This window comes from Micromonospora sp. NPDC050200 (genome assembly GCF_040656135.1).
GTDB lineage: Bacteria > Actinomycetota > Actinomycetes > Mycobacteriales > Micromonosporaceae > Micromonospora.
In genome coordinates, this window is sequence record NZ_JBFALG010000001.1 from 315,354 (window position 1) to 334,077 (window position 18,724).

Sequence of the window (18,724 nt, forward strand, 5' to 3'; positions counted from 1 at the left end):
TGGGTTCAGTACCTCGACAGCATCCTGGGGTGGAGGGTGACCCTGCCTCATCCCCATCGGGCGAATCACCAAGGTGCGCTACGGCGACATGCTCGACATTCCGGGACCGGGACGGGCAGGCGAGCTGTCGGCGAAGCTGCGCCAGCGCGACTACGACGTCACCCGCGACGACGAAATATCAAAAGCTCAACGGCAGAGGATTTCGCCAGCCGCCTGAGGCCAGCGGTGGGCCCGCCGCGAGTTGCCGGACAGGCATCGCCGGGCCGGGTCAGCGGCGCAGCCGACGGGAGCAGGGGCCGTCATGGTCGATGCGGAGCAGGCAGCGCCGGCCGCCGGGCAGCAGCAGGTCGCAGAAGACCCGATGGCGTACGTTCTGGTGGTCCTCGGCGGAGACGGTGCTCTCCCCGGGGTCGATCTGCGGCAGCACCAGCAGCCACCGGCCGATCACCCGGGCCAGGCGCTGCGCGGCGGGCATGTCGTTCGCGACCACCGGCAGGTGGATGACGTACCGCTGGGTCATGCCTCACGGCCCTGGTCGGCGCGGGCCCGGGCCTGGTCGGACTGCCAGCGGCGCAGCGCGTCCTTGATGACGGCGGTCTCCCGCCGGCTCGCGGCCAGGGCCGCGTGGACGCCGGCCAGGTCGCCGGCGACCCGGTCGAGGAAGGCGTACACGTCGGCCGGCTCCAGGCCGCGGCGTCCGAGCCCGACCAGCTTGAAGCGGCGCTCGCGCACCTGCCATGGCAGCAGACTGGTGTACGCGGAGGAGCGGTAGGTCGCTCCACTCCCCCCGGCCGGTCGCTGGTTACGGACGCTCATCTGCTGCCTGCCTCTCTCGTGGATTGGAAGGGGTGGGGCCACCCGCCCTCCCCGCACACGCGGACCCACCCCGCACCTGCCACCGCAGCTACCGATCAGCGGTACGGCACCAGGGCCTGGTAGTCATCCTGTGACGGTGCGAAGCGAAGATGCAACGTTCCACGGCAGAATTCTTGGCAGAGGCATTGACTTTCTTTATCGCTACGAGTAGCTGTTACATGGTTGCGTTACGTAGTGTTGCGGCGTGGAATCAAGGAGTGTTCGAGTGACAGAGGACGTCGGATCGACCGTGCCGCGCCGGCAGCTCGGCCGGCTGCTGCGCCAGTTCCGCACCGAGGCGGGGGTGACGCTGGACGCCGCCGCCGAAGCCCTCGAATACAGCAGGCAGAAGATCTGGCGGATCGAAAGCGGCCTCGGGCCGGTGCGGGTGCTGGACGTCAAGGCGATGTGCGAGCTGTACCACGTGTCGGCGGAGATGACCGAGGCGATGCGGGGGCTGGCCGCGGAGACCAAGTCCAAGGGGTGGTGGCACGCGTACGGGGACGCGGTGCCGAGCTGGTTCGAGCTGTACGTCGGCCTGGAATCCGCCGCCGCGATGCTTCGCCGCTACGACGAATCCCTGATACCCGGGCTACTTCAGACCCGGCAGTACGCGCAGGCCATCTACCGGCTCGACCGGCCTACATCCAGCGAGGACGACCGGGAGCGAGCCGTTGAAGTGCGGCTGCAGAGGCAGTCCCTCCTGACCCGCCGACTGCCGGGGGCTCCGCAGGTGCACCAGATCCTTTCCGAGGCAGTCCTTCGTCGGGTCGTTGGCGGGCCGAGGGTCATGACGGCTCAGCTCCGACGCCTGCTGGAAGTAGGCGATCTGGCAAACGTGTCCGTCCGGGTGCTGCCGCTGTCTGCCGGCCCACCGCCGGGGGCGGTCGCGGGATCCTTTGTGGTCCTCGACTTTCCCGCTACCAAGGGTGGGCGAGCGGCGCCCGAACCATCCGTTGTCTACAGCGAGTCGCTCACGGGAGCGCTGTACCTCGACAAGCCCGACGAGCTGCACGCCTACGAGGACGCTTGGCGGGGCATAGCAGCCCTCGCACTTGATGAGGGAGAATCCAGAGACCTGATCAAGAGGATCATCGGGGAGATGCAGCATGACTGACCTGGCCGGGGCCATTTGGCGCAAGAGCACCCGCAGCGGCGGCAACGGCGGCGACTGCGTCGAGGTCGCCGCCAACCTGCCCGGCATCGTCGCCGTACGCGACTCCAAGGACCCGTCGGGACCGCGCCTGCGGTTCGCCCGCCCCGAATGGGCCGCCTTCCTGTCCACCATCAAGTCGCAATCGCTGCACCGCTGACGTTTGCGGCAGGCTCGCGGTCAGGTTACCGCCGGATCCGGGTGCTCGGCTCGCGCGCGCTCCGCCGCTTCCTCCGCGATCAGGCTGTTTTCCGCCAGGAAGTCGATCGCACGCCGCAGCGCCCGGGCCTGGTGAAAACCCTGCCAGACCGGCACCAGGTGCGGGTACTCCTCGTGCAGTTCATCGCGGAAGCGTCGGAAGGCACCCCTTCCGTCGATGGCTCGTCGCAGCCTGCGGCCGGCGCGCTCGTCGCTGAGTCGATCCGCGAAGTCGGCCATGTCCCCGTGCCACACGTAGGACGGCACCGGGTGGATGGGCACTACGTCGAGGTCATCGAGGTCGACTGGTGTCTTACCGTCGATACCGCCGTCGGCCGTCCAGAACAGCACCTCTCCCGTTGCCGGATCGATCAGCCACCGGTGCTCGTACGCGCTCTGGTCCTCCAGCGCAGTGGCTATCTCCTCGAGGTCGAAGTCGTCTGGATCGCGCACCCGTCCCGCCTCCGCATCGTGGCCGTTCCCGAGCCGCCGAGGATACGCCGCCGCTCGCGGCCGGCCAGCCGACACTTCGTGGCCCTGCGCCGTCGAGTCCGAACTCGCCTGGCACGGCCACGTCGGAGATCAGAAGGCGTCGGTCGAGATCGGGGTGCGCTCGCGCCAGCGAGCGATGGTCCGCTTGTACGGTGCCGGCATACGCAGTCCCGGCACCTCGTCGTACGAGAACAGCCCAAGTTCCTTGTGCTCGGCGGAGTGCGCCAGCTCCTCATCCCCCTGGTAGACGGCACCGTAGCTGACGATGAAGACGTGGCGGACGGGCGTGATCTCGTAGACCCAGCTGTCGACGATGCCGACGCCGGTGACGGTCAGGCCGAGTTCCTCGGCGACTTCCCGGCAGACGCCGTCCTCGGGCGTCTCGCCGACTTCGAGCTTGCCGCCGGGCAACTCCCACTCGTCCCGTTCGTTCTTGAGCAGCGGGACCTGGCCGCGGTAGTCGACGACGAGCTTCACGGAGATCGGTAGTTGATATTCGACGTACCCCGGGTTCCGCTCGACAAGGTACGGCGGTCGTCCAGTCATGCGTCTGGTCCTTCCATCGGACTCGGGATCAATCCCGGCGAGCAGCACGGCAGTGCACGTTTGAACCCGCTACCGCCGCTCGCCGTCGCACCACCGACGGGCGGGAGTCGGCGCAGGCCCGGACGGCGGCAACCGGGCCTGCGACCGTTTCACGCCCTCAGCACGACGACGAGGCCGCGCGGACGAACGCGGCCCAGGAGTCGGATGTGAAGGTGAGGACCGGGCCGCTGCGGTCCTTGCTGTCGCGTACGGCGACGACGCCGGGCAGGTTGTCGGCGACCTCGACGCAGTTGCCGCCGTTGTCGCCGCTGCGGGTGCTGGTGCGCCAGTTCGCGCCGGTCAGGTCAACCATGGTGAACCTCCTCGAGGATCTTGCGAATCAGGTGGCGGGACTGCCCCTCGTCCAAGGCCAACGAGTCGAGGCTGGCCCAGACCTCCTCGTACGCGGCAAGTTCTTCCTTCCGGTCGAGGTACAGCGCGCCGGTCAGCGACTCGCTGTAGACGACCGACGGCTCGGGCTCGACGCGGTTGCCGGGCGGGAAGTCGAGCAGCACGAAGGCGCCCGCGACGGCGCCGAAGTGCAGGCCGGCGGCCAGCGTTACGACCCGGATGGAGACGTGCGGCAGCCGGCTCACGTCCACCAGGTGCCGAAGCTGCTCCGCCATCGTCGCCGGGTCGCCGACGATGCGCAGCAGCACCGCCTCGGACAGCACGACCTCGAGCCGGGGCGGCGCAGGCAGCCGCCGCCGCAGTAGGCCCTGCCGTTGCAGCCGCACCTCGACCAGGCGCTCCCGCTCGTCCTCGGTCAGGCCCGGCCGGCGCCGGCACACGGCAGTCGCGTACCCCCGGGTCTGCAACAGTCCGGGCACCAGCGCATCGTCGTGCTCGCGCAGACGGCCGGCAGCGGACTCCAGGCCGACGTACAGCTCGAACCAGTCGGGGACCGTGTCACCGTACGAGTGCCACCAGCCCTTCGCCCTCGTCTCCCCGGCCAGGGCCACCAGCGCGCCGGCCAGCTCGGGGACAGCGGCGTACAGCTCGCACATCCCCCGCACGTCCAGCCCGCGCACCGCGCACAGGCCCGCCTCGATCCGCCACACCTTCTGCCGGCTGCACTGCAACGCCTCCGCCACGCCGTCCAGCGTCATCCGCGCCTCGGTCCGCAGTTCGCGCAGCGCCCGCCCGAGCTGCCGCCGCGGCACCGTCGACCCCAGATCCTCAGGCATCCGATCCCCGCCCCTCGGCCGGGCCGCTCCCCCGGTGTCTGTTGTGCCGCTCGCCGGACGGCTGCGGGTCGGAGCGGTCCGCGCGGTGGTTCCGCGCGGGAGCCGCCCACCGCCGCTCCGGCCGCTCGTAGACGACCGCACCGTCACACCGCGAGGTCACCCGCCCATCGGGTACGACGTCCTCTCCCGCCGGCCGCCGGTAGCGGCCCGGCACAACCCCATCCGGTACGACCTGCCCGGTCAGGTCGACTGCGGCGCTCCCCGGCCGCAAGAACCACTTCCACCGCCTGCCCATGCTCCTCCTGTCCTTGCTGGTCCCGAACTCGCGTGAACAGATGAACAGCCTACACGCTCATAGGCATGTGAAGAGTGCATCTGCACAGAGGGCAGGTGTTCAGTTCGCATGCTCCTACCGTGGCAGCGTGGGAAAGCTTCGGCTGGTGGCGAGCCAAGAAGTGCAGGAAATGCTCGGCGTCTCCCGGACGCGCGCCTACCAGATCACCAACTCGAAGTCCTTCCCCGATCCGGTGGCCGTCCTGTCAGTCGGGCGGATTTGGCAGGCCGAGGACGTGGAGCGGTGGATCAAAGACCACCGACCGGATCTTCAGGACTCGGAGTAGCGGGGCCGGGCCTGGTGAGTCCACCAGCGCCCAGACGGCTCGTTGTAGCGCGGGCACCATGCGGACCGCTATCCGTGATCTACTGCCCACCATGTCAGCCGGCGTAACGACGGGCATCATCGTCGCTGATCGGCACGCTGGTAGGTGGAGGCGTCACGTTTGGCGTTTCTCACCTTGCGGCACGGTCACAGCGGGACCAGCCTCGCTGGCCCGCGGTGGGCAGATCGTCGACGCACGGGACGCGGCATCCGTCGCCTTCCTGACACGAGTAGGCAGCTTCTTGGATCACGCTCGCGAACTGAGCGATCTCTTCGACCTCTCCCCCATCGATGACCGCCTGGAGGCCGTGCAGCGCGACTACGCCCGGGAATGGACACGGCTCGTGGCGAGCAACGCAGCGGTGCAGGTGGCCGGGCCCCGCACCCTGGCCAACGCTGCTCAAGACCTGCTGCGCGCCGCCGGTCAGCTCGCGGACATCATCGACAAGCGGCGCCATGGCCAGCGCTGGCCGCCCGGCCTGGATCCGGCTCGCGAGGCGGTGTGGAAGGAAAGGTCGAGGTTCGTTGCTGTCACACAACAGGTGTATGCGGGCTCGGCGACATCCACCGACGGAGGCACGTAGCGGTCAGAGCAAGGGTCAGACCGACCGGTACGGGACACGTACATCCTCACTGTCAGAACAGGGTGAGGTCGCCGGTGCCGTCGACGATTCGCCTCGCGTCGGCGGGCACGGGAAGGACTGCCTCGTCCTCCAAGTCGTCCACTGTAATCACCGGTCCCGTCACGATGCGGTCGAGGAGGTCTGCCTGCTGGCTCTCCAACCCCACGCACCCCTCGAGCACGGCGATGAGATCGCGCAGCTCTTCGGTCATCGACCGCGTCCAGCGCTCAGCGTTGATCTCTTCGAGTGGCGAACCCCCGCGGCGCCCAGCGGGATCGCGTTTTCGATAGTCGAACCAGTGCTTGACGACCTTCATACCGGAGACCTCGTAGGTCGCCGCCGCCCGGCTAACCGGGGCGATCCGGGCACCTCCCAGCGTCAGGGCATCCGCACCGTCGAGGTACTCGATCTCGGCAGGCATATCGTCCAGGCCGCCGGCCACCGATCCGATCACCCCGGGTCGGTGCGACATCGGCTGGCCAAGCGGTCGCCCTGCACGATCGTCAGCGAACCGTTCTCCGTACGTGTGCAGCCAGATCACCCGGCTGCCCAACGCAACCGCCTCCTGCCACAGCGACGGGTTTGCGGTGAGGGGCACCCGGACACCCGGTTGGCGGAGCTCCGCGAAGAACCGGCGGGTGTAGCCGGGGTGGGCGAGGAGCGCAGCGATGTACGCCATTACGTCCTGATCGGCGACCTCGCATTCGAGGCGGCGCCGCAGGACCATCGTGAGGCCAGGTGCCACATTGGCTGCCGATCCGCCTGATCGGTACAGCGGGATCACCCGGCCGCCATGGCTGCCCTTGTAGTGGTCGGAGTCAGGTAGGTACGCGCTGAAGACCACTGCCGGGCCGTTCGTCAGAGCTTCCCGAAGCTGGGTTACCGCGAAGACCTGCTGCGGTCCGGCGATCCTCCAGAGGTCGGGCCGCGGGCGGTCGACGACCCGCTGATCAAAGATCAGATACTGGCGGTCGAAGCTGCGAAAGCCCGTGCGTCCGATTCGCGGATTGGTCGAGGTCTCCTCACCGAGGGGCAGCGAGGTGGGTTCGCCCGGCAGCGAAGGCATCGCCCTGTCGACTGTCCGATCGACCGTCTCCTTCATCAGCACCCGCTTTTCGGCCGCGTCGGCGTCGATGAGCCGGTGCCAGCGTCGGGCCAAGACGTCTGGATCCGGGCAATGAACCCAGTTTCGATTGCACTTTACGCCCAGTGAGGTGTGAGGCAGCAGATCGTCGATCGACGGAAACTGCGTCCAGGAGCCGGGCTGGATCGGCCGGAAGGAACTTGTCCATCCGCTGGGACAGTCCCGCCATCGCGAATCCGTCAGTCGGACGGAATCCAGGCCGGCGAACTTCTCCGCACGCGTGCCGGGAATAGCCAGGTACTGGATGATCGCGGGCGCCTCCGGATCCGGCATCGACCGACGGGCGAAGATTCCGATACAGACCGGGTGCTGCACCCCGGGGAACACCCGGGTTTGGGTGTGCGCTTGGTGGCCTTCGGTGGAAAGGTCGATGATCCAACCACGGTCCGCGTGTCGTCGAAGGTACTGGCGCATTCCGGCGAAGCCGGGACCGTTGAGGTATCCGTGCGTGGTGATGAAGGCGACGACGCCGGCGGGCTGTTCGGGAGTCGACTCGAACGCCTTCCACAGTGCCCATCGCCAGAAGTAGACGGCCATGTCGTGGAGCTTGTGGTCGAACCGCCCGTTGCCGGGCACCCGGAAGTCGTAAAGCAGCGGCCTCTGTCCACGGTTGGCCGCGAGGACCCATTTCCCGAATGCCTTCGCCCTGGTCCGGTATGGCGGGTTACCGATGACGACCGTGACGTCCCGGTCCACCTTCACCGTATTGGCGTCCTGGCGGGATTTGGCCAGGGGCGCGTACAGGCGCGCGCGGACCGGGAGTGGTGCCTTGTACGGGTCGTCCAGCGTGTCCGCCACGAAGAGACGGAAGTCCTCGTCCTTGGCCTGCGACTGATGGGCTTCCAGTGCCTGATCGAGCTTCAGCTCGGCGACGGCGAAGGGGCCGATCTGACGCTCGAACCCGATGAGCCGGGGCAGCAACTCCCGGAGAGAAGCCGGCACATCCCCACGTTCGGCGGTGACTGTTTCGGCAACCCTGTCCAGCACGCTCTGTAGAAACGTGCCGGTGCCCATCGCCGGGTCGAGCACCACAACGGTGTCGTCGGCCAACCCGCGGCGGACGCCGAGCTCCATCTGGAGCACCTCGTCAACGAAGCGCGCCATGAAGTCCGAGACGGCCGTCGGCGTATAGTAGGCACCCATCTGGCGCCGAATCCTCGAATCGTAGGTGTCGAGAAACTCCTCGTACAGCCAGTGGTACGTGCCCGCTGCCGGCCACTTCGCCCAGTCGGCCGCGCCGATGACGCGGCGCATGGTCTGGAGCACGATGCTGCGCTCTTCGATGCTCTGGCCACGGTCCTGCCGCGCGGTGAGGATGGAAAGCGCCCGCCCGACCAGAAGATGCCTCTTGGCCAACTTCTCGCCGATGTCGGGGATCTCGAGCCCCTCGAAGATGACGCCTTCGCGTCGCGCCAGGAGCAGACCAAAGGTGATGGTCTGGGCGTAGGCGTCGACGAACTCGTCCTCGGTGAGGTCGGGGAAGAGCCATTCCTGCCAGTCGGCCAGGTGCTCCGAGAACAGTGGTTTCGTGGCGCCGACGCTCTCCCGCGCCAACTCCTGCTTGACCTCGTCGCGCAGCAGTTGGCACAGCCCTGCTGAAACCTTGATCAGGTCCCGCAGGCTGCGAGGCGGGGTTGGCTTCCAGTACAGGAAGTCTCTGATCACGGCAGTGAATATGCTGCCGGCCGGGCGCAGTCTCGACCCCGAGCGTGCCAGGTCGCCATCCAGCGTGGCGGTCTCGCCCGCTTGAACGCCGTAATGATAGACAGCCCACTTTGATCCGTCGGTGTACAGGACGTTTGGTAGGTTCCTGAGCCGCTCCCACTGCGCGCGGTCGCGGCTGTCTCCCCACCGAGTGCCGCCGGGCACTCCCTTGCCCGGCGCCTTGAGCTCGACCACACCGACTCGCGCGCCCGCGACGTCGATGGCAAGATCCGGTCGGATGCCGAGCGCCTTGTCGGATGCCTCGCGGTGTGCGAGGAGTTCCAACTTCAAGATCTTGGCCATGTCACGCAGGAGCACTTCCACAGCGACCGAGATGTTCGCCTCGGCCTGTCCCACCCGGGCCCGTAGCAGGGGGGCGACCGAACGACCGAACCTGGAGACGGCCTGCGCGACCTCGCAGGGGACCTGACCAGCGGATCCATCCGACATGCGCACCATGACACACACCTTCCGCCAGACGAGGGGTTGATCAGCGGTTGGGCAAGAAAGGGCGTGAACTCACGTAGGGTCAGCGATCGATTGCCTTGCGTTTCAGACAGGATCCATCAGATGGTCACCAACCTCAATAGATCGATGAGCCATCCATCCCCGACCGTGTCGGTGCCGCGTGAGAACTGGGATCAAGATCCAAAGTCCAGCCGGTGTTGACGGGCTCGCGGTGGTCTCGGTCGAAGCGGCGCTTTGCACGGTCGGCGATGTCACGCCCGTCGGCCGTGCCGCAGGACACGACGTGAGCCTTGCTGCACAACGGATCTGGCGTAGAGATGCTCGGGTGACGAGCCGCACCCTTCCATAAGGATGAGAGATCAACCGCGCGGCGGGCGTGACCTACGCGATCGCAGCGGGAAACGGCAACATCGTTGGCCTGGCACAGGACGCGTGCAAGTCGTCGCCAGCGCGGGTGCTCGAGGCAATCACAGACCCTCGCAACACCGACGGCCCCTCCCAGTCGCGAGGTTGAGTCGAAGGCCAGGGATGGTCTGGAGGCAAACCGACTCGAGGCTCTGTTGCACTGCGAAGGTGCTTCCTCGGCCGATCAGCAGGCGTAGGACCTCCTCAGCGGTGAAGCTGCCGTCGGCGCTTCGGGAAGCCAACTCATGGGCAGCCTCGAGCACCTCATGGCGGCAGGTTCGGGCGAGCATGGCATCGACCGTATCGACCTGTGCACCAAGGGGTCCACAGCCTGTAGCACGATCCTCGATGGCTACTACGCCTGATCTTCTACATACGTACGGGTCTGCTTAAGCACCAGCTCGACGGCCTCGGGGCGGGCGTCGGGTGGGTAGCCGTACCTGGCCAGAAGGCGCTTGACCTTGCTGCGGACCAAGGCCTGGGCCTGCTCCCGGATCCACCAGTCGACCGGTAGGTGCTGAAGCTCCTTGACGAGGTCCATCGCGATCTGGCCAAGCACAACGTCGCCGAGCAGTTCCTTGGCCGACTCGTTCTGGGCGACGGCCGTGTAGAAGGCGTACTCGTCTTCGGTGAGGCCCATCTCGGCAGCCTTGCCGCGGTCTGCGGAGACTTCCTTGGCGAGGGCGACCAGCTCGGCGATGATCTCGGCAGCCGTCAGGCCGCCGGATGTGTAGCGCTGCATCGTCTTCAGCAGTTTGGCAGTGAACCCTTCCTGTGCGACGACGTTGTGCGGGTGGGCGGACCGGACCTCGCGCTCAATTGCCCGACGCAGCGCCTCGATGGCCAGGTTGGGGCGTTGGCTCTCGCGCAGGCGGCGCATGAAGTCTTCGTCCAAGTGCGACAGGTCGGGGCGCTGGATGCCAGCGGCCTCGTAGATGTCAACGACCTCGTCCACCGCGATCGCACTGGCCGTGAGCTGCCGGATTGCCAGCTCCACGTCCGCCGCCGTCGCGAGCCCCCGCTCCGCCCGCTCCTCGGCCCTCAGCTTGGCCAGATAGAGGCGTACGGCTTCGAAGAACTCCAGGTCCGTCCGCAGCGGCCGAAGCTTGTCCTCCCGGGGGCAGTTGCTGTAAGCGCGGGCGATCTTGCGAGCGGTGTCGGCGTAACGGTCGGCGAGGGTTGGCCTGCCCTCCTCGAGGTCGGGTTCGGGGCGGCGGAGGTAATCCACGACGTCGAGAGCGGCTTGGTAGAAGGCACGAGGTCTGCCCGAGTCGCGCTTGGCCCTCCAGTTGATGCCGTGCAGCTGGCTGCCGATCACGCCGTGCAGCTCAACCACCATGTCGACGGCTGCGCTGATGTCCCTTCCGATCGGCTTCTCGTCGATGTCGGTCCGGGTGTACTCGGCGAGCGCCTTGGTGAGGTCGTCAGCGATGCCGAGGAAGTCCACCACCAGACCGCTGGGCTTCTCCCCCCATCGCCGGTTGACCCTAGCGAGGGCCTGCATCAGCGCGGCGCCGCGCATCGGCTTGTCCAGGTAAATGGTGTGCAGCGGCGGCGAGTCGAACCCGGTCAGCCACAGCGACTGTACGATCACCAACTCCAACGGGTCGTCGGCGTCCGTGGCTCGTCGCTGGATCTTCTTGATCGCTCCGGTCGATCGAACGTGCGTGGCGATCGGCTCCTGGTCCTTGGCGCTACCGGTGTAGACAGTCTTGATCAAGCCTTGGTCGTCATCTTCGTTGTCCCACTGCGGACGCAGCCTAATGATTTCCTGGTAGAGGTCGGCGGCGACCTTTCGGGAGTAGCAGACGATCATGCCCTTGCCGGGCTTGCCGGTCAGCTTGACCATCTCGGTCCGACGCTGTTCCCAGTGCTCCACAATGTCCACCGCGAGCGTCCGTACCCGATCGGCATGGCCGACGACGTCCTCGTACTGCGCGAACGCCCGCCGGACACGCTTGATCTCCTCCTCGTCGAGGTCGACGGTCAGGTCCTCGGCCTCCTCGTCCAACTCCACCGGGTTGACGCCCTCGGGAAGGTGCACAGGGATGTGCCGGTTCTCGTAGTAGACCCGCACGGTGGCGCCGTCGCGAACCGCGCGGGTCAGGTCGTACACGTCGATGTAGTCGCCGAAGACGGCGCGGGTGTTCGCCTCGGCCTTGGAGATTGGCGTGCCGGTGAAGGCGATGAACGCCGCGTTGGGCAAGGCGTCGTGCAGGTTCTTGGCGTAGCCGTCGAGGAAGTCGTAGTGGCTGCGATGTGCCTCGTCCACGACCACGAGCACGTTCCGCCGCTTCGACAGCAGCGGGAAGTCGATGTTCGCTTCCTTGTCCGCCTTGGAGCGGTTGAACTTCTGCAGGGTGGTGAAGATGATCCCGCCGGACGGCCGATCCAGCAGGCGCATCAACTGCTCCTTCGTGTCCGCCTGCACGGGCGTCTCTGGGAGCAGATCACTGGCCGCGAAGGTGAGGAAGAGCTGACTGTCCAGGTCGATCCGGTCGGTAAGCACCACGATCGTCGGGTTGCGGAGCGCCGGCTCCTTCATCACCTTCGCGGTGTAGTACGCCATCTCCATGCTCTTGCCGGAGCCCTGCGTGTGCCACACAACGCCGATCTTGCCGTCGCCGCCCACCGCCGTGATCGTCTTGTCGACAGCCGTGTTGACCGCGAACATCTGGTGAGCCTTCGCCAGCCGTACCGTGTCGATCGCGCCACCCCGCTCTCGTGAGAAAGCGGTGAAGTTGACCAGCAGGTCCAAGAAGAGCTTGGGGTCGAACGCCCCACCGATCAGAGTCTCCAGCGCTCGGCCGTCGCTGACGTCAACGGGCTCGCCGCGCTCATCGATGTCCCACGGCGCCATGTGCTCCCATGGCGTGAACAGTGTGCCGAACCGTGCGGTGATGCCATCGCTGGCAACAGCAAAGACCGGCACCGCGAGGGCGGTCGCACCGAACTCACGCCGATAGGTCATGAGCTGGTCGTACGCCTCGCGGGTGCCGTCAGTCGCGCCGGCCTTCTTGAGCTCGAACACCGCCAGCGGCAGACCATTTACGTAGGCCACTACATCGAGCCGGCGCTTACGGCGAGCATCCTTGATCGTCACCTGGTTAGCCGCGATCAGATCATTACCGCACGGATCGAAAAAGTCGATCACCCACGCGGTGTCCGTGCGGTTCTCCCCCGACGCCGGATCGACGTAGCCGACCTTGACTCCGCGCGTAAGCAACGTGTGCAGGCGGTACCGCTCCGTAAACGCGTCCGCCGACGTCCGCTTCTCGAACTCCGCCACCACCTCGTCCACGGCGTCCGGCGGCAACTGCGGATTGATCCGCGCGACCGCCTCGCGGAGGCTCCCGTAGAGGACCAGGTCACCCCAGGATTTCCGCGCGCCATCACCCTTGCGCGACGGCGCCAACTCGGTGCCGATCACGGGCTGCCACCACTCGCCAAGTTGATCCTTGACGTGATGCTCCCACTCCGACTCGGACTCGTCGTGCGGGAAGACATCATCCGACAGGCTCATAGCTTCTCCATTTGGGGCGAGGATCGTGGAGTCGTTGCGGAATGGGCAAGCGGGCTGTCAGACCGCGGCGGAGACCAACAGCTCCGCGTCCTTGATCCTGAGCGCTCCCGATATCAGCTTTGGCAGCAGCACGTCGCGAAGTTGGGCGAGAGCGATGCCTTCCTGGCGAGCCTGCTCCGCCCGCTCGACCAGCGACGAAACCTGCTGCCTGGTCACTACATTAGTCGCCCGGGGATCGACAACATCAGACAAGAGGACCTCGTCCGGGCGCACACGTTGATGACTCTTTGAGGTTCCCGTTACCCGTGCAGCAAGGCGGGAGAGGAATTCATCCTGGCGAGCAGCGGCCCAGAGCTCTGCAGTAGTGATTGTCGGATTTGGCACAAGCACAAGAAACTCGGTTGACGCGAGTGCTGGCACACCCGCCTTTGGCTCAACCCGCCAGACTCTTGGGATATCGGGGTTGAGCTTTGACAGCAGGACACTTGGTTCATCGATCAGGAATTTTGTACTCAGGACCTTGTCCGGAGAACAGACATCCGGCACTTGGCCGTTATCGAACGCCGGCAGACTGTGATGTGCCACCGCCCGGGCGTCGAGGGTGGACGGCGCCACTTGCACCTTTCTCAATCGGCAGAGCGATGAGAGGCTCGTTCGAGACGACCACCTCTCCTCGGCAAAGAGACAAAGCGCCAACTCGCAGCTCGTCTCGGCGATCCGCTCGTTCACCCCGATCTTGTCGTCGATGGCAGCTAGGAGTTTTACAATCGACTCCTGGTCAGATCGTCTCGGAAGCTCTACCTGGATCGAGTTCAGCGAGGCTTGAGTCAGTTTCGGCTGGGTCGAGCCACTTAGGTAACCGGAGACATCAGTCTTACTCAGGACGTAGCAGAGATAGCGGGTGTCGCAGAGGTCATTTCCCTCGAGGATATGGGCGTGATTGTTGACCCAGAACTTCCCGGACGCCATGAAGGCCACGGGCGTTTTGCGTGTCCGTAGGTTCTCGCCGTCTTCGGAGACGAGTAGGAATTCCCCGTCGAAGAGGTATGAGTCGATGTAATCAACAATGCCTGAAGCGCCGTAGTAGGGAAACTTACCTGGCTTCCTGTCAACGCCTCGTACCGGTACGCGGCGGGCATCGTGACACACGGTGACGTCACTAATCTTGAAGGTACGTCGCTCAGACATCGATTCTCCGGAGCTGGTCGCAAACGACGGCCTCGAGGCGAGCCGACTCGTCGAAGTGGGCGAAGAGTTCCTTCGTCAGACGGGCAATCTTTTCCTCGGTCGGCTCGTCGTCGCTGGTGTCAACGTCGGCGGCGCCTACGTAGCGGCCGGGCGTGAGGATGAAGTCGTGCTCGCGAATCTCTTCCAATGTGGCTGACTTGCAGAAGCCGGGGACATCTGCGTACTCGATCGTCTTGTCGGTGCCGCGCCAGGCGTGGTAAATACCGGCAATGCGACGGATATCCTCGTCGGTGTATTCGCGCTCGGTTCGGCTTACCATGACGCCCATGTTGCGGGCATCGATGAAGAGCACCTGGTTGGTGCGGTTGGCGAGCCGCTTCGATCCCTGTGGGCTCTTGTCTCGGGATAGGAACCACAGGCAGGCCGGGATCTGTGTGGAGCGGAAGAGTTGACCGGGTAGCGCGACCATACAGGCGACGAGGTCGCCTTCGACCATCGCGCGGCGGATGTCACCCTCACCTGACTGCTTGCTGGACATGGAACCGTTGGCGAGCACGATGCCGGCCCGCCCCTTCGGAGAGAGCTTGTGGGCCATGTGCTGGAGCCACGCGTAGTTGGCGTTGCCGACGGGCGGGATGCCGTATTCCCAGCGGGGGTCCATGACGAGCCGGTCGCCGCCCCAGTCCGAGACGTTGAAGGGCGGGTTGGCCATGACGACGTCGGCGCGCAGGTCGGGGTGCTGGTCTTCGTGGAAGCTGTCGGCCCACCTAGTGCTGAGGTTGGCTTCGATGCCGTGGATGGCGAGGTTCATCTTCGCCAACCGCCAGGTGTTCTGGTTGAGCTCTTGGCCGAAGACAGATATGTCGAACGCCTTGCCGCCGTGGGTCTCGATGAACTTCTCGGCCTGGACGAACATGCCGCCGGAGCCGCACGCCGGGTCGTATACCCGCTCGCCACTCTGTGGTTCGAGGATCTCGACGATGAGCTTGACGATGCTCTTCGGGGTAAAGTATTCGCCTCCTCGTCGGCCCTCGGCTAGCGCGAACTTCTCCAGGCAGTATTCGTAGACCTCGCCGAGGACATCGCGGGCGCTGCGGCGCTTGCCGTCGGCGTCGAACTGGTCGCGGAAGCGGAGCATGTGGATCAGGTCGACGAGTTCGCCGAGGCGCCGCTCGTCGACGCCGCGCCCGTTGTAGAGGCCCTGTGGCAGCGCGCCCTTGAGGTCGGGGTTGGCGTCGCCCACGGCCTTCATTGCGCCGTCGAGGAGTTGACCGATGCTGGTCTGACCGGCGGCGGCTTTGGCACGGTGTGCTAGGGCCTCCCAGCGCGCGGCTTGCGGCACCCAGAAGACGCCGCGGCCGGCGTACTCGTCCTGGTCTTCCAGCAGCGAGGGCCGGTTCGCCTCGGGGATGCCCTCCGCTTCCAACTCAGCTTCGATCTGCGCCCGCCGGTCGTCGAACGCGTCCGAGGTGTACTTGAGGAAAATGAGGCCGAGCACGAAATGCTTGTACTCGGCGGCGTCCATGCTGCCGCGCAGCTTGTCGGCCGACTTCCAGAGAGTGCCTTTCAGGTCGGCCGCCTGCGGCTCTGCCGGCTTGCGGGCGCGTGGGGTCATTCTCTTGTCTCCTCAGATGCTCGTATTCGACGTGTTGGGCTTGAAGCGCAGGCTCATCGCGCCATCCGCAACGCCGGCGGCGATGCGCTGCCGAACCAGATCCAACGCCGTCGCCTTGTTGCGGGCATGCTCGGCCAGCTCGTTGAGCATCATGGACGTCTGGTCGAGATGGCCGTATTCGGCGGCCGCCAGCACTGGGATCTCCAGCTGGTGCAGGGTCACGCTGCGCACACGCTGCCCGGTGCGGGCCGCGTTGCGTGCCGCACCGAGCAGGGCAGCCAGCGCGTGCGGCCCGATCCAGGCAAGCTGCGGCTCGTCGCGGTACAGCGAAGAGTGTTTGACGTAGCCGGGGATCCGCAACCCCTGCACTGGGGTGAGCAGAACGCTGCCCCCGGATTCGTCGACCATGACGCGGAGCTGGCTACCAGCCATCACGACCACGTCGCCGGGTTCGGTGATCCCGGCTGCGGCGTACTGACCGAGTGCCAGCACGTCGATGCGGCGCTCGCCGACGGGCAGTTCGCCGAGCAGCTCTTCGCGCCCCAGGACCCGTTGCCCGCTACGGCCAAGGTCGGCCTCGGGAATGCGATGACCGGGCAGGCGGATGAGCTGCCGTCCACGAAGCAGCTCACCGATAGTGCGGTAGGCGACTCCCTGGGGACGGGTGGTCACGGCGATCCGCTCCAGCGTGGCGATCGCGTCATCCGTGCCCATCTTGAAGGTGGCCATCGCCGACTCACGTGCCCGAACGGTCTCCACCAACTGGTCTTCAGGTGCCACCTCGGGCGCCAACAGATGCGACGGCAGCAGCGATCGCCTGCCCAATAGCTCGGGCACCGGAATCGCCGCGCACGGCTCAGCCTCGCGTGATTCCCGCGACCCGCACACGAGTCGCACTGTTTGTTCAATCCATGACGCGCCGGACCGGGATCGAATCTGGTCCGCATCGCAGACAACGACATCTCGCGACGTGTCGCCCTCGTCTGGTGCGAGCACAAGCAGCACGAGGTCTGTGCCGGTGATGAAGCGGTGGATATGGCGGGGCAGTTGGATGATCGCGCGGACGCAGCCGCGACGTACCAGTTGCTCGCGGACCCAGGTCACCGGAAGCCGGCGTGATGCCGCCGTGCGCGTCAGCGTCCATTCCGGAACGACGGCGAATCCAATGCCCTCGTCGCTGAGGCCCTCCACCACCCGCGAGGCCCAGGACAGCGGGTGTTCCTCATGGTGTTCCTGCTCGCCAGGCTGAAACGGTGGGTCCACAAGGATGACGTCCGAGCCAGAGAAGTAGACGGTCTCCTGGCCGTCAGCGCAGAACGTGACGCCGCCGTGTCCGTGGCAGAAGAGCCGCAGACGGAGCCACTTCGCCATCGCCAGATCCACTTCGGCGCACCGGATTTCGCGTGGGCTACCGGCAGCAAGCATGGTGGTTAGCAGCTGCCCCGGGCCGGCCGCGAGATCCCCGACGGCGAGATTGGTGACACCGCCCAGCAGCTCGTTTGCCAAGCGTACGACCAGGTGGCAGATCTCCGCGGGCGTCTCCACCGGGCTACCGGACCAGCCCCGCCGACCAGCCGCAGAAAGCAGCTCCTCAGCCGCGCCAGCGGGGCCAAGCTCTGCCACCAGACGTTCCACGTTCTCGAGCATCGACAGCGCCGGCTGACCGGGAGAAGCGAGATGGGTGAGTAGGCCGACAAGATCGGCGTGCGCGGCCTCGGCTCTGACGCAGAGGTCCGCAAGAGCGGCCCGGTCGGTGGGCAGCGGGCGTTTGTGGACCTTCCGCAAGGCGATCAGCTCAAGCGCAAGGTCGGCAAATGTGTCGGGATCGAGCCCGGATCCATCGATACCACCGCCGCGGTTCATGCTCGCCCGGAATATGTCTCCGTAGGTCGTGGGCGGCAGGCCGCCCTCACGCTGAGCCGGCACGGGCCGCTGGTCCAGCCACCGAGCAACCTCATCCGAATCGAAGAGCGGCTGTCCGGGCGAACCTCCGATCGGCTCAGGGAAGTCAGGGTGCCGGCGCCGCCAGTTGCTGACGCTTGGACGGCGTACCTGCGCAAATCTCGCGACCTGCCCCAACGTAACCGTCGATGACATTCGTGCCCACCTCCCCCCTAGCGTCCGATTGCCTGCGCGGCGACATTACCGACTGCAAGGACCATAGGCAAGCTAGCGCTTGTGATAACAGGGGTTCTCACCCATCAGGTTCTTGGCTCTGATAGCAGGGATTATCGCAAGACGTTGTGGCCCGTTTGCTGCCCCTCGGCTCTGCTGGGATCCGGCACCGGAACGGGCGATCTGCGCCAGGACCAGCCGACATAACGCCTCTCAAAGGAGAACCACGATGCGCAAGACCACCACTCTCGCTCTGCTCGCCACCGCAGTTGTCGCGCTGGGCTGCGGCTCCGGAGCCACCGACGCAACCAGCAGCAAGGGCGACAGCAACGCCGCCAAGGGCGAGGACAAGGCGGCAAAGGCCGCGAAGATCGGCCAGCCCGCCCGGGACGGGAAGTTCGAGTTCACCGTCAAGTCGTCGAAGTGCGGCGTCGCCAAGGTCGGCAGCTCGATGCTCGGCGAGAAGGCTCAGGGCCAGTTCTGCCTGATCACGGTCAACGTCAAGAACATCGGCAAGGAGCCGCAGACCCTCTCCGACACCGAGCAGAAGGCGTACACCGCCGACGGCACCGAGTACTCCACCGACACCGGCGCCGGCATCTACGCCAACCAGGAGCAGAGCACCTTCTTCAACGAGATCAACCCCGGCAACCAGGTGACCGGCGTCCTCGTCTTCGACATCCCGAAGACCGTCAAGCTCGCGAAGCTCGAGCTGCACGACTCCATGTTCTCCGGGGGCGTCACCGTCGCCCTCAGCTGATCCCCCGCGCCGAGGGCGGGCCCGCGAAGCCCGCCCCGGCACACCCTCCCC

At 66.2% G+C, this 18,724-nt stretch carries 17 protein-coding genes; 6 read left to right on the top strand and 11 right to left on the bottom strand.

What is annotated here, in order from left to right:
• Window positions 1-73: 73 nt before the first annotated feature.
• Window positions 74-217: a hypothetical protein gene (locus tag AB0I41_RS01335; RefSeq protein WP_357100407.1), complete on the top strand. Its 144-nt coding sequence runs from the start codon at window positions 74-76 to the stop codon at window positions 215-217.
• Between the two features lie 51 nt (window positions 218-268).
• Here AB0I41_RS01335 and AB0I41_RS01340 read toward each other — a convergent pair whose 3' ends face one another.
• Together AB0I41_RS01340 and AB0I41_RS01345 are read right to left on the bottom strand one after the other, a co-directional pair.
• Window positions 269-520 (bottom strand): hypothetical protein, encoded by a 252-nt coding sequence (locus tag AB0I41_RS01340; protein WP_357100410.1) that lies wholly within the window; start codon window positions 518-520, stop codon window positions 269-271.
• Window positions 517-816 carry a DivIVA domain-containing protein gene (locus AB0I41_RS01345; protein ID WP_357100413.1) on the bottom strand — a complete coding sequence of 100 codons (300 nt, stop codon included), beginning with the start codon at window positions 814-816 and terminating at the stop codon, window positions 517-519. The genes AB0I41_RS01340 and AB0I41_RS01345 overlap by 4 nt, the downstream gene beginning before the upstream one ends.
• Window positions 817-1,081: 265 nt before the next feature.
• Here AB0I41_RS01345 and AB0I41_RS01350 point away from each other — a divergent pair, with 265 nt between their 5' ends.
• Both AB0I41_RS01350 and AB0I41_RS01355 read left to right on the top strand, forming a co-directional pair.
• The gene (locus AB0I41_RS01350; RefSeq protein ID WP_357100417.1) at window positions 1,082-1,972 is read left to right on the top strand and encodes a helix-turn-helix transcriptional regulator; all 891 of its coding nucleotides are present in this window, start codon (window positions 1,082-1,084) and stop codon (window positions 1,970-1,972) included.
• Complete coding sequence (locus AB0I41_RS01355; protein WP_357100420.1) at window positions 1,965-2,168, top strand: DUF397 domain-containing protein; 204 nt, start codon at window positions 1,965-1,967, stop codon at window positions 2,166-2,168. The genes AB0I41_RS01350 and AB0I41_RS01355 overlap by 8 nt, the downstream gene beginning before the upstream one ends.
• Window positions 2,169-2,188: 20 nt before the next feature.
• Here the strand turns inward: AB0I41_RS01355 and AB0I41_RS01360 are convergent, their stop codons facing one another.
• The 4 genes from AB0I41_RS01360 to AB0I41_RS01375 all read right to left on the bottom strand — a co-directional run bounded on the left by AB0I41_RS01360 (window position 2,189) and on the right by AB0I41_RS01375 (window position 4,470).
• Window positions 2,189-2,659 (bottom strand): UPF0158 family protein, encoded by a 471-nt coding sequence (locus AB0I41_RS01360; protein WP_357100423.1) that lies wholly within the window; start codon window positions 2,657-2,659, stop codon window positions 2,189-2,191.
• A 129-nt stretch (window positions 2,660-2,788) separates the two neighbouring features.
• On the bottom strand, window positions 2,789-3,244 hold the full coding sequence (locus tag AB0I41_RS01365; RefSeq protein WP_357100426.1) for an NUDIX domain-containing protein: 456 nt from the start codon (window positions 3,242-3,244) through the stop codon (window positions 2,789-2,791).
• A gap of 157 nt (window positions 3,245-3,401) precedes the next feature.
• The gene (locus tag AB0I41_RS01370) at window positions 3,402-3,596 is read right to left on the bottom strand and encodes a DUF397 domain-containing protein (RefSeq protein WP_357100429.1); all 195 of its coding nucleotides are present in this window, start codon (window positions 3,594-3,596) and stop codon (window positions 3,402-3,404) included.
• Entirely contained in the window at window positions 3,589-4,470 is an 882-nt protein-coding gene (locus tag AB0I41_RS01375; RefSeq protein ID WP_357100432.1) for a helix-turn-helix transcriptional regulator, read from the bottom strand. Before AB0I41_RS01375 ends, AB0I41_RS01370 begins: the two co-directional genes overlap by 8 nt.
• Window positions 4,471-4,892: 422 nt before the next feature.
• On the opposite strand from AB0I41_RS01375, the gene AB0I41_RS01380 reads away from it, so the two are divergent.
• Window positions 4,893-5,090: an AlpA family phage regulatory protein gene (locus AB0I41_RS01380; RefSeq protein ID WP_357100435.1), complete on the top strand. Its 198-nt coding sequence runs from the start codon at window positions 4,893-4,895 to the stop codon at window positions 5,088-5,090.
• 280 nt (window positions 5,091-5,370) lie between these two features.
• Entirely contained in the window at window positions 5,371-5,712 is a 342-nt protein-coding gene (locus tag AB0I41_RS01385; RefSeq protein WP_357100438.1) for a hypothetical protein, read from the top strand.
• Window positions 5,713-5,764: 52 nt separating this feature from the next.
• Here AB0I41_RS01385 and AB0I41_RS01390 read toward each other — a convergent pair whose 3' ends face one another.
• The 5 genes from AB0I41_RS01390 to AB0I41_RS01410 form a co-directional block, all read right to left on the bottom strand.
• Window positions 5,765-9,058, bottom strand: coding sequence for a type ISP restriction/modification enzyme (locus tag AB0I41_RS01390; protein ID WP_357100441.1), 3,294 nt, complete (start codon window positions 9,056-9,058; stop codon window positions 5,765-5,767).
• Window positions 9,059-9,827: 769 nt separating this feature from the next.
• On the bottom strand, window positions 9,828-12,995 hold the full coding sequence (locus AB0I41_RS01395; protein ID WP_357100443.1) for a type I restriction endonuclease subunit R: 3,168 nt from the start codon (window positions 12,993-12,995) through the stop codon (window positions 9,828-9,830).
• A gap of 57 nt (window positions 12,996-13,052) precedes the next feature.
• The gene (locus tag AB0I41_RS01400; RefSeq protein ID WP_357100446.1) at window positions 13,053-14,183 is read right to left on the bottom strand and encodes a restriction endonuclease subunit S; all 1,131 of its coding nucleotides are present in this window, start codon (window positions 14,181-14,183) and stop codon (window positions 13,053-13,055) included.
• On the bottom strand, window positions 14,176-15,798 hold the full coding sequence (locus AB0I41_RS01405; protein WP_357100449.1) for a type I restriction-modification system subunit M: 1,623 nt from the start codon (window positions 15,796-15,798) through the stop codon (window positions 14,176-14,178). Before AB0I41_RS01405 ends, AB0I41_RS01400 begins: the two co-directional genes overlap by 8 nt.
• Window positions 15,799-15,810: 12 nt before the next feature.
• Window positions 15,811-17,895 carry a class I SAM-dependent methyltransferase gene (locus AB0I41_RS01410; protein ID WP_357100452.1) on the bottom strand — a complete coding sequence of 695 codons (2,085 nt, stop codon included), beginning with the start codon at window positions 17,893-17,895 and terminating at the stop codon, window positions 15,811-15,813.
• 247 nt (window positions 17,896-18,142) lie between these two features.
• Here AB0I41_RS01410 and AB0I41_RS01415 point away from each other — a divergent pair, with 247 nt between their 5' ends.
• Window positions 18,143-18,673: a DUF4352 domain-containing protein gene (locus AB0I41_RS01415; RefSeq protein ID WP_357100455.1), complete on the top strand. Its 531-nt coding sequence runs from the start codon at window positions 18,143-18,145 to the stop codon at window positions 18,671-18,673.
• The last annotated feature ends 51 nt before the right edge of the window (window positions 18,674-18,724 follow it).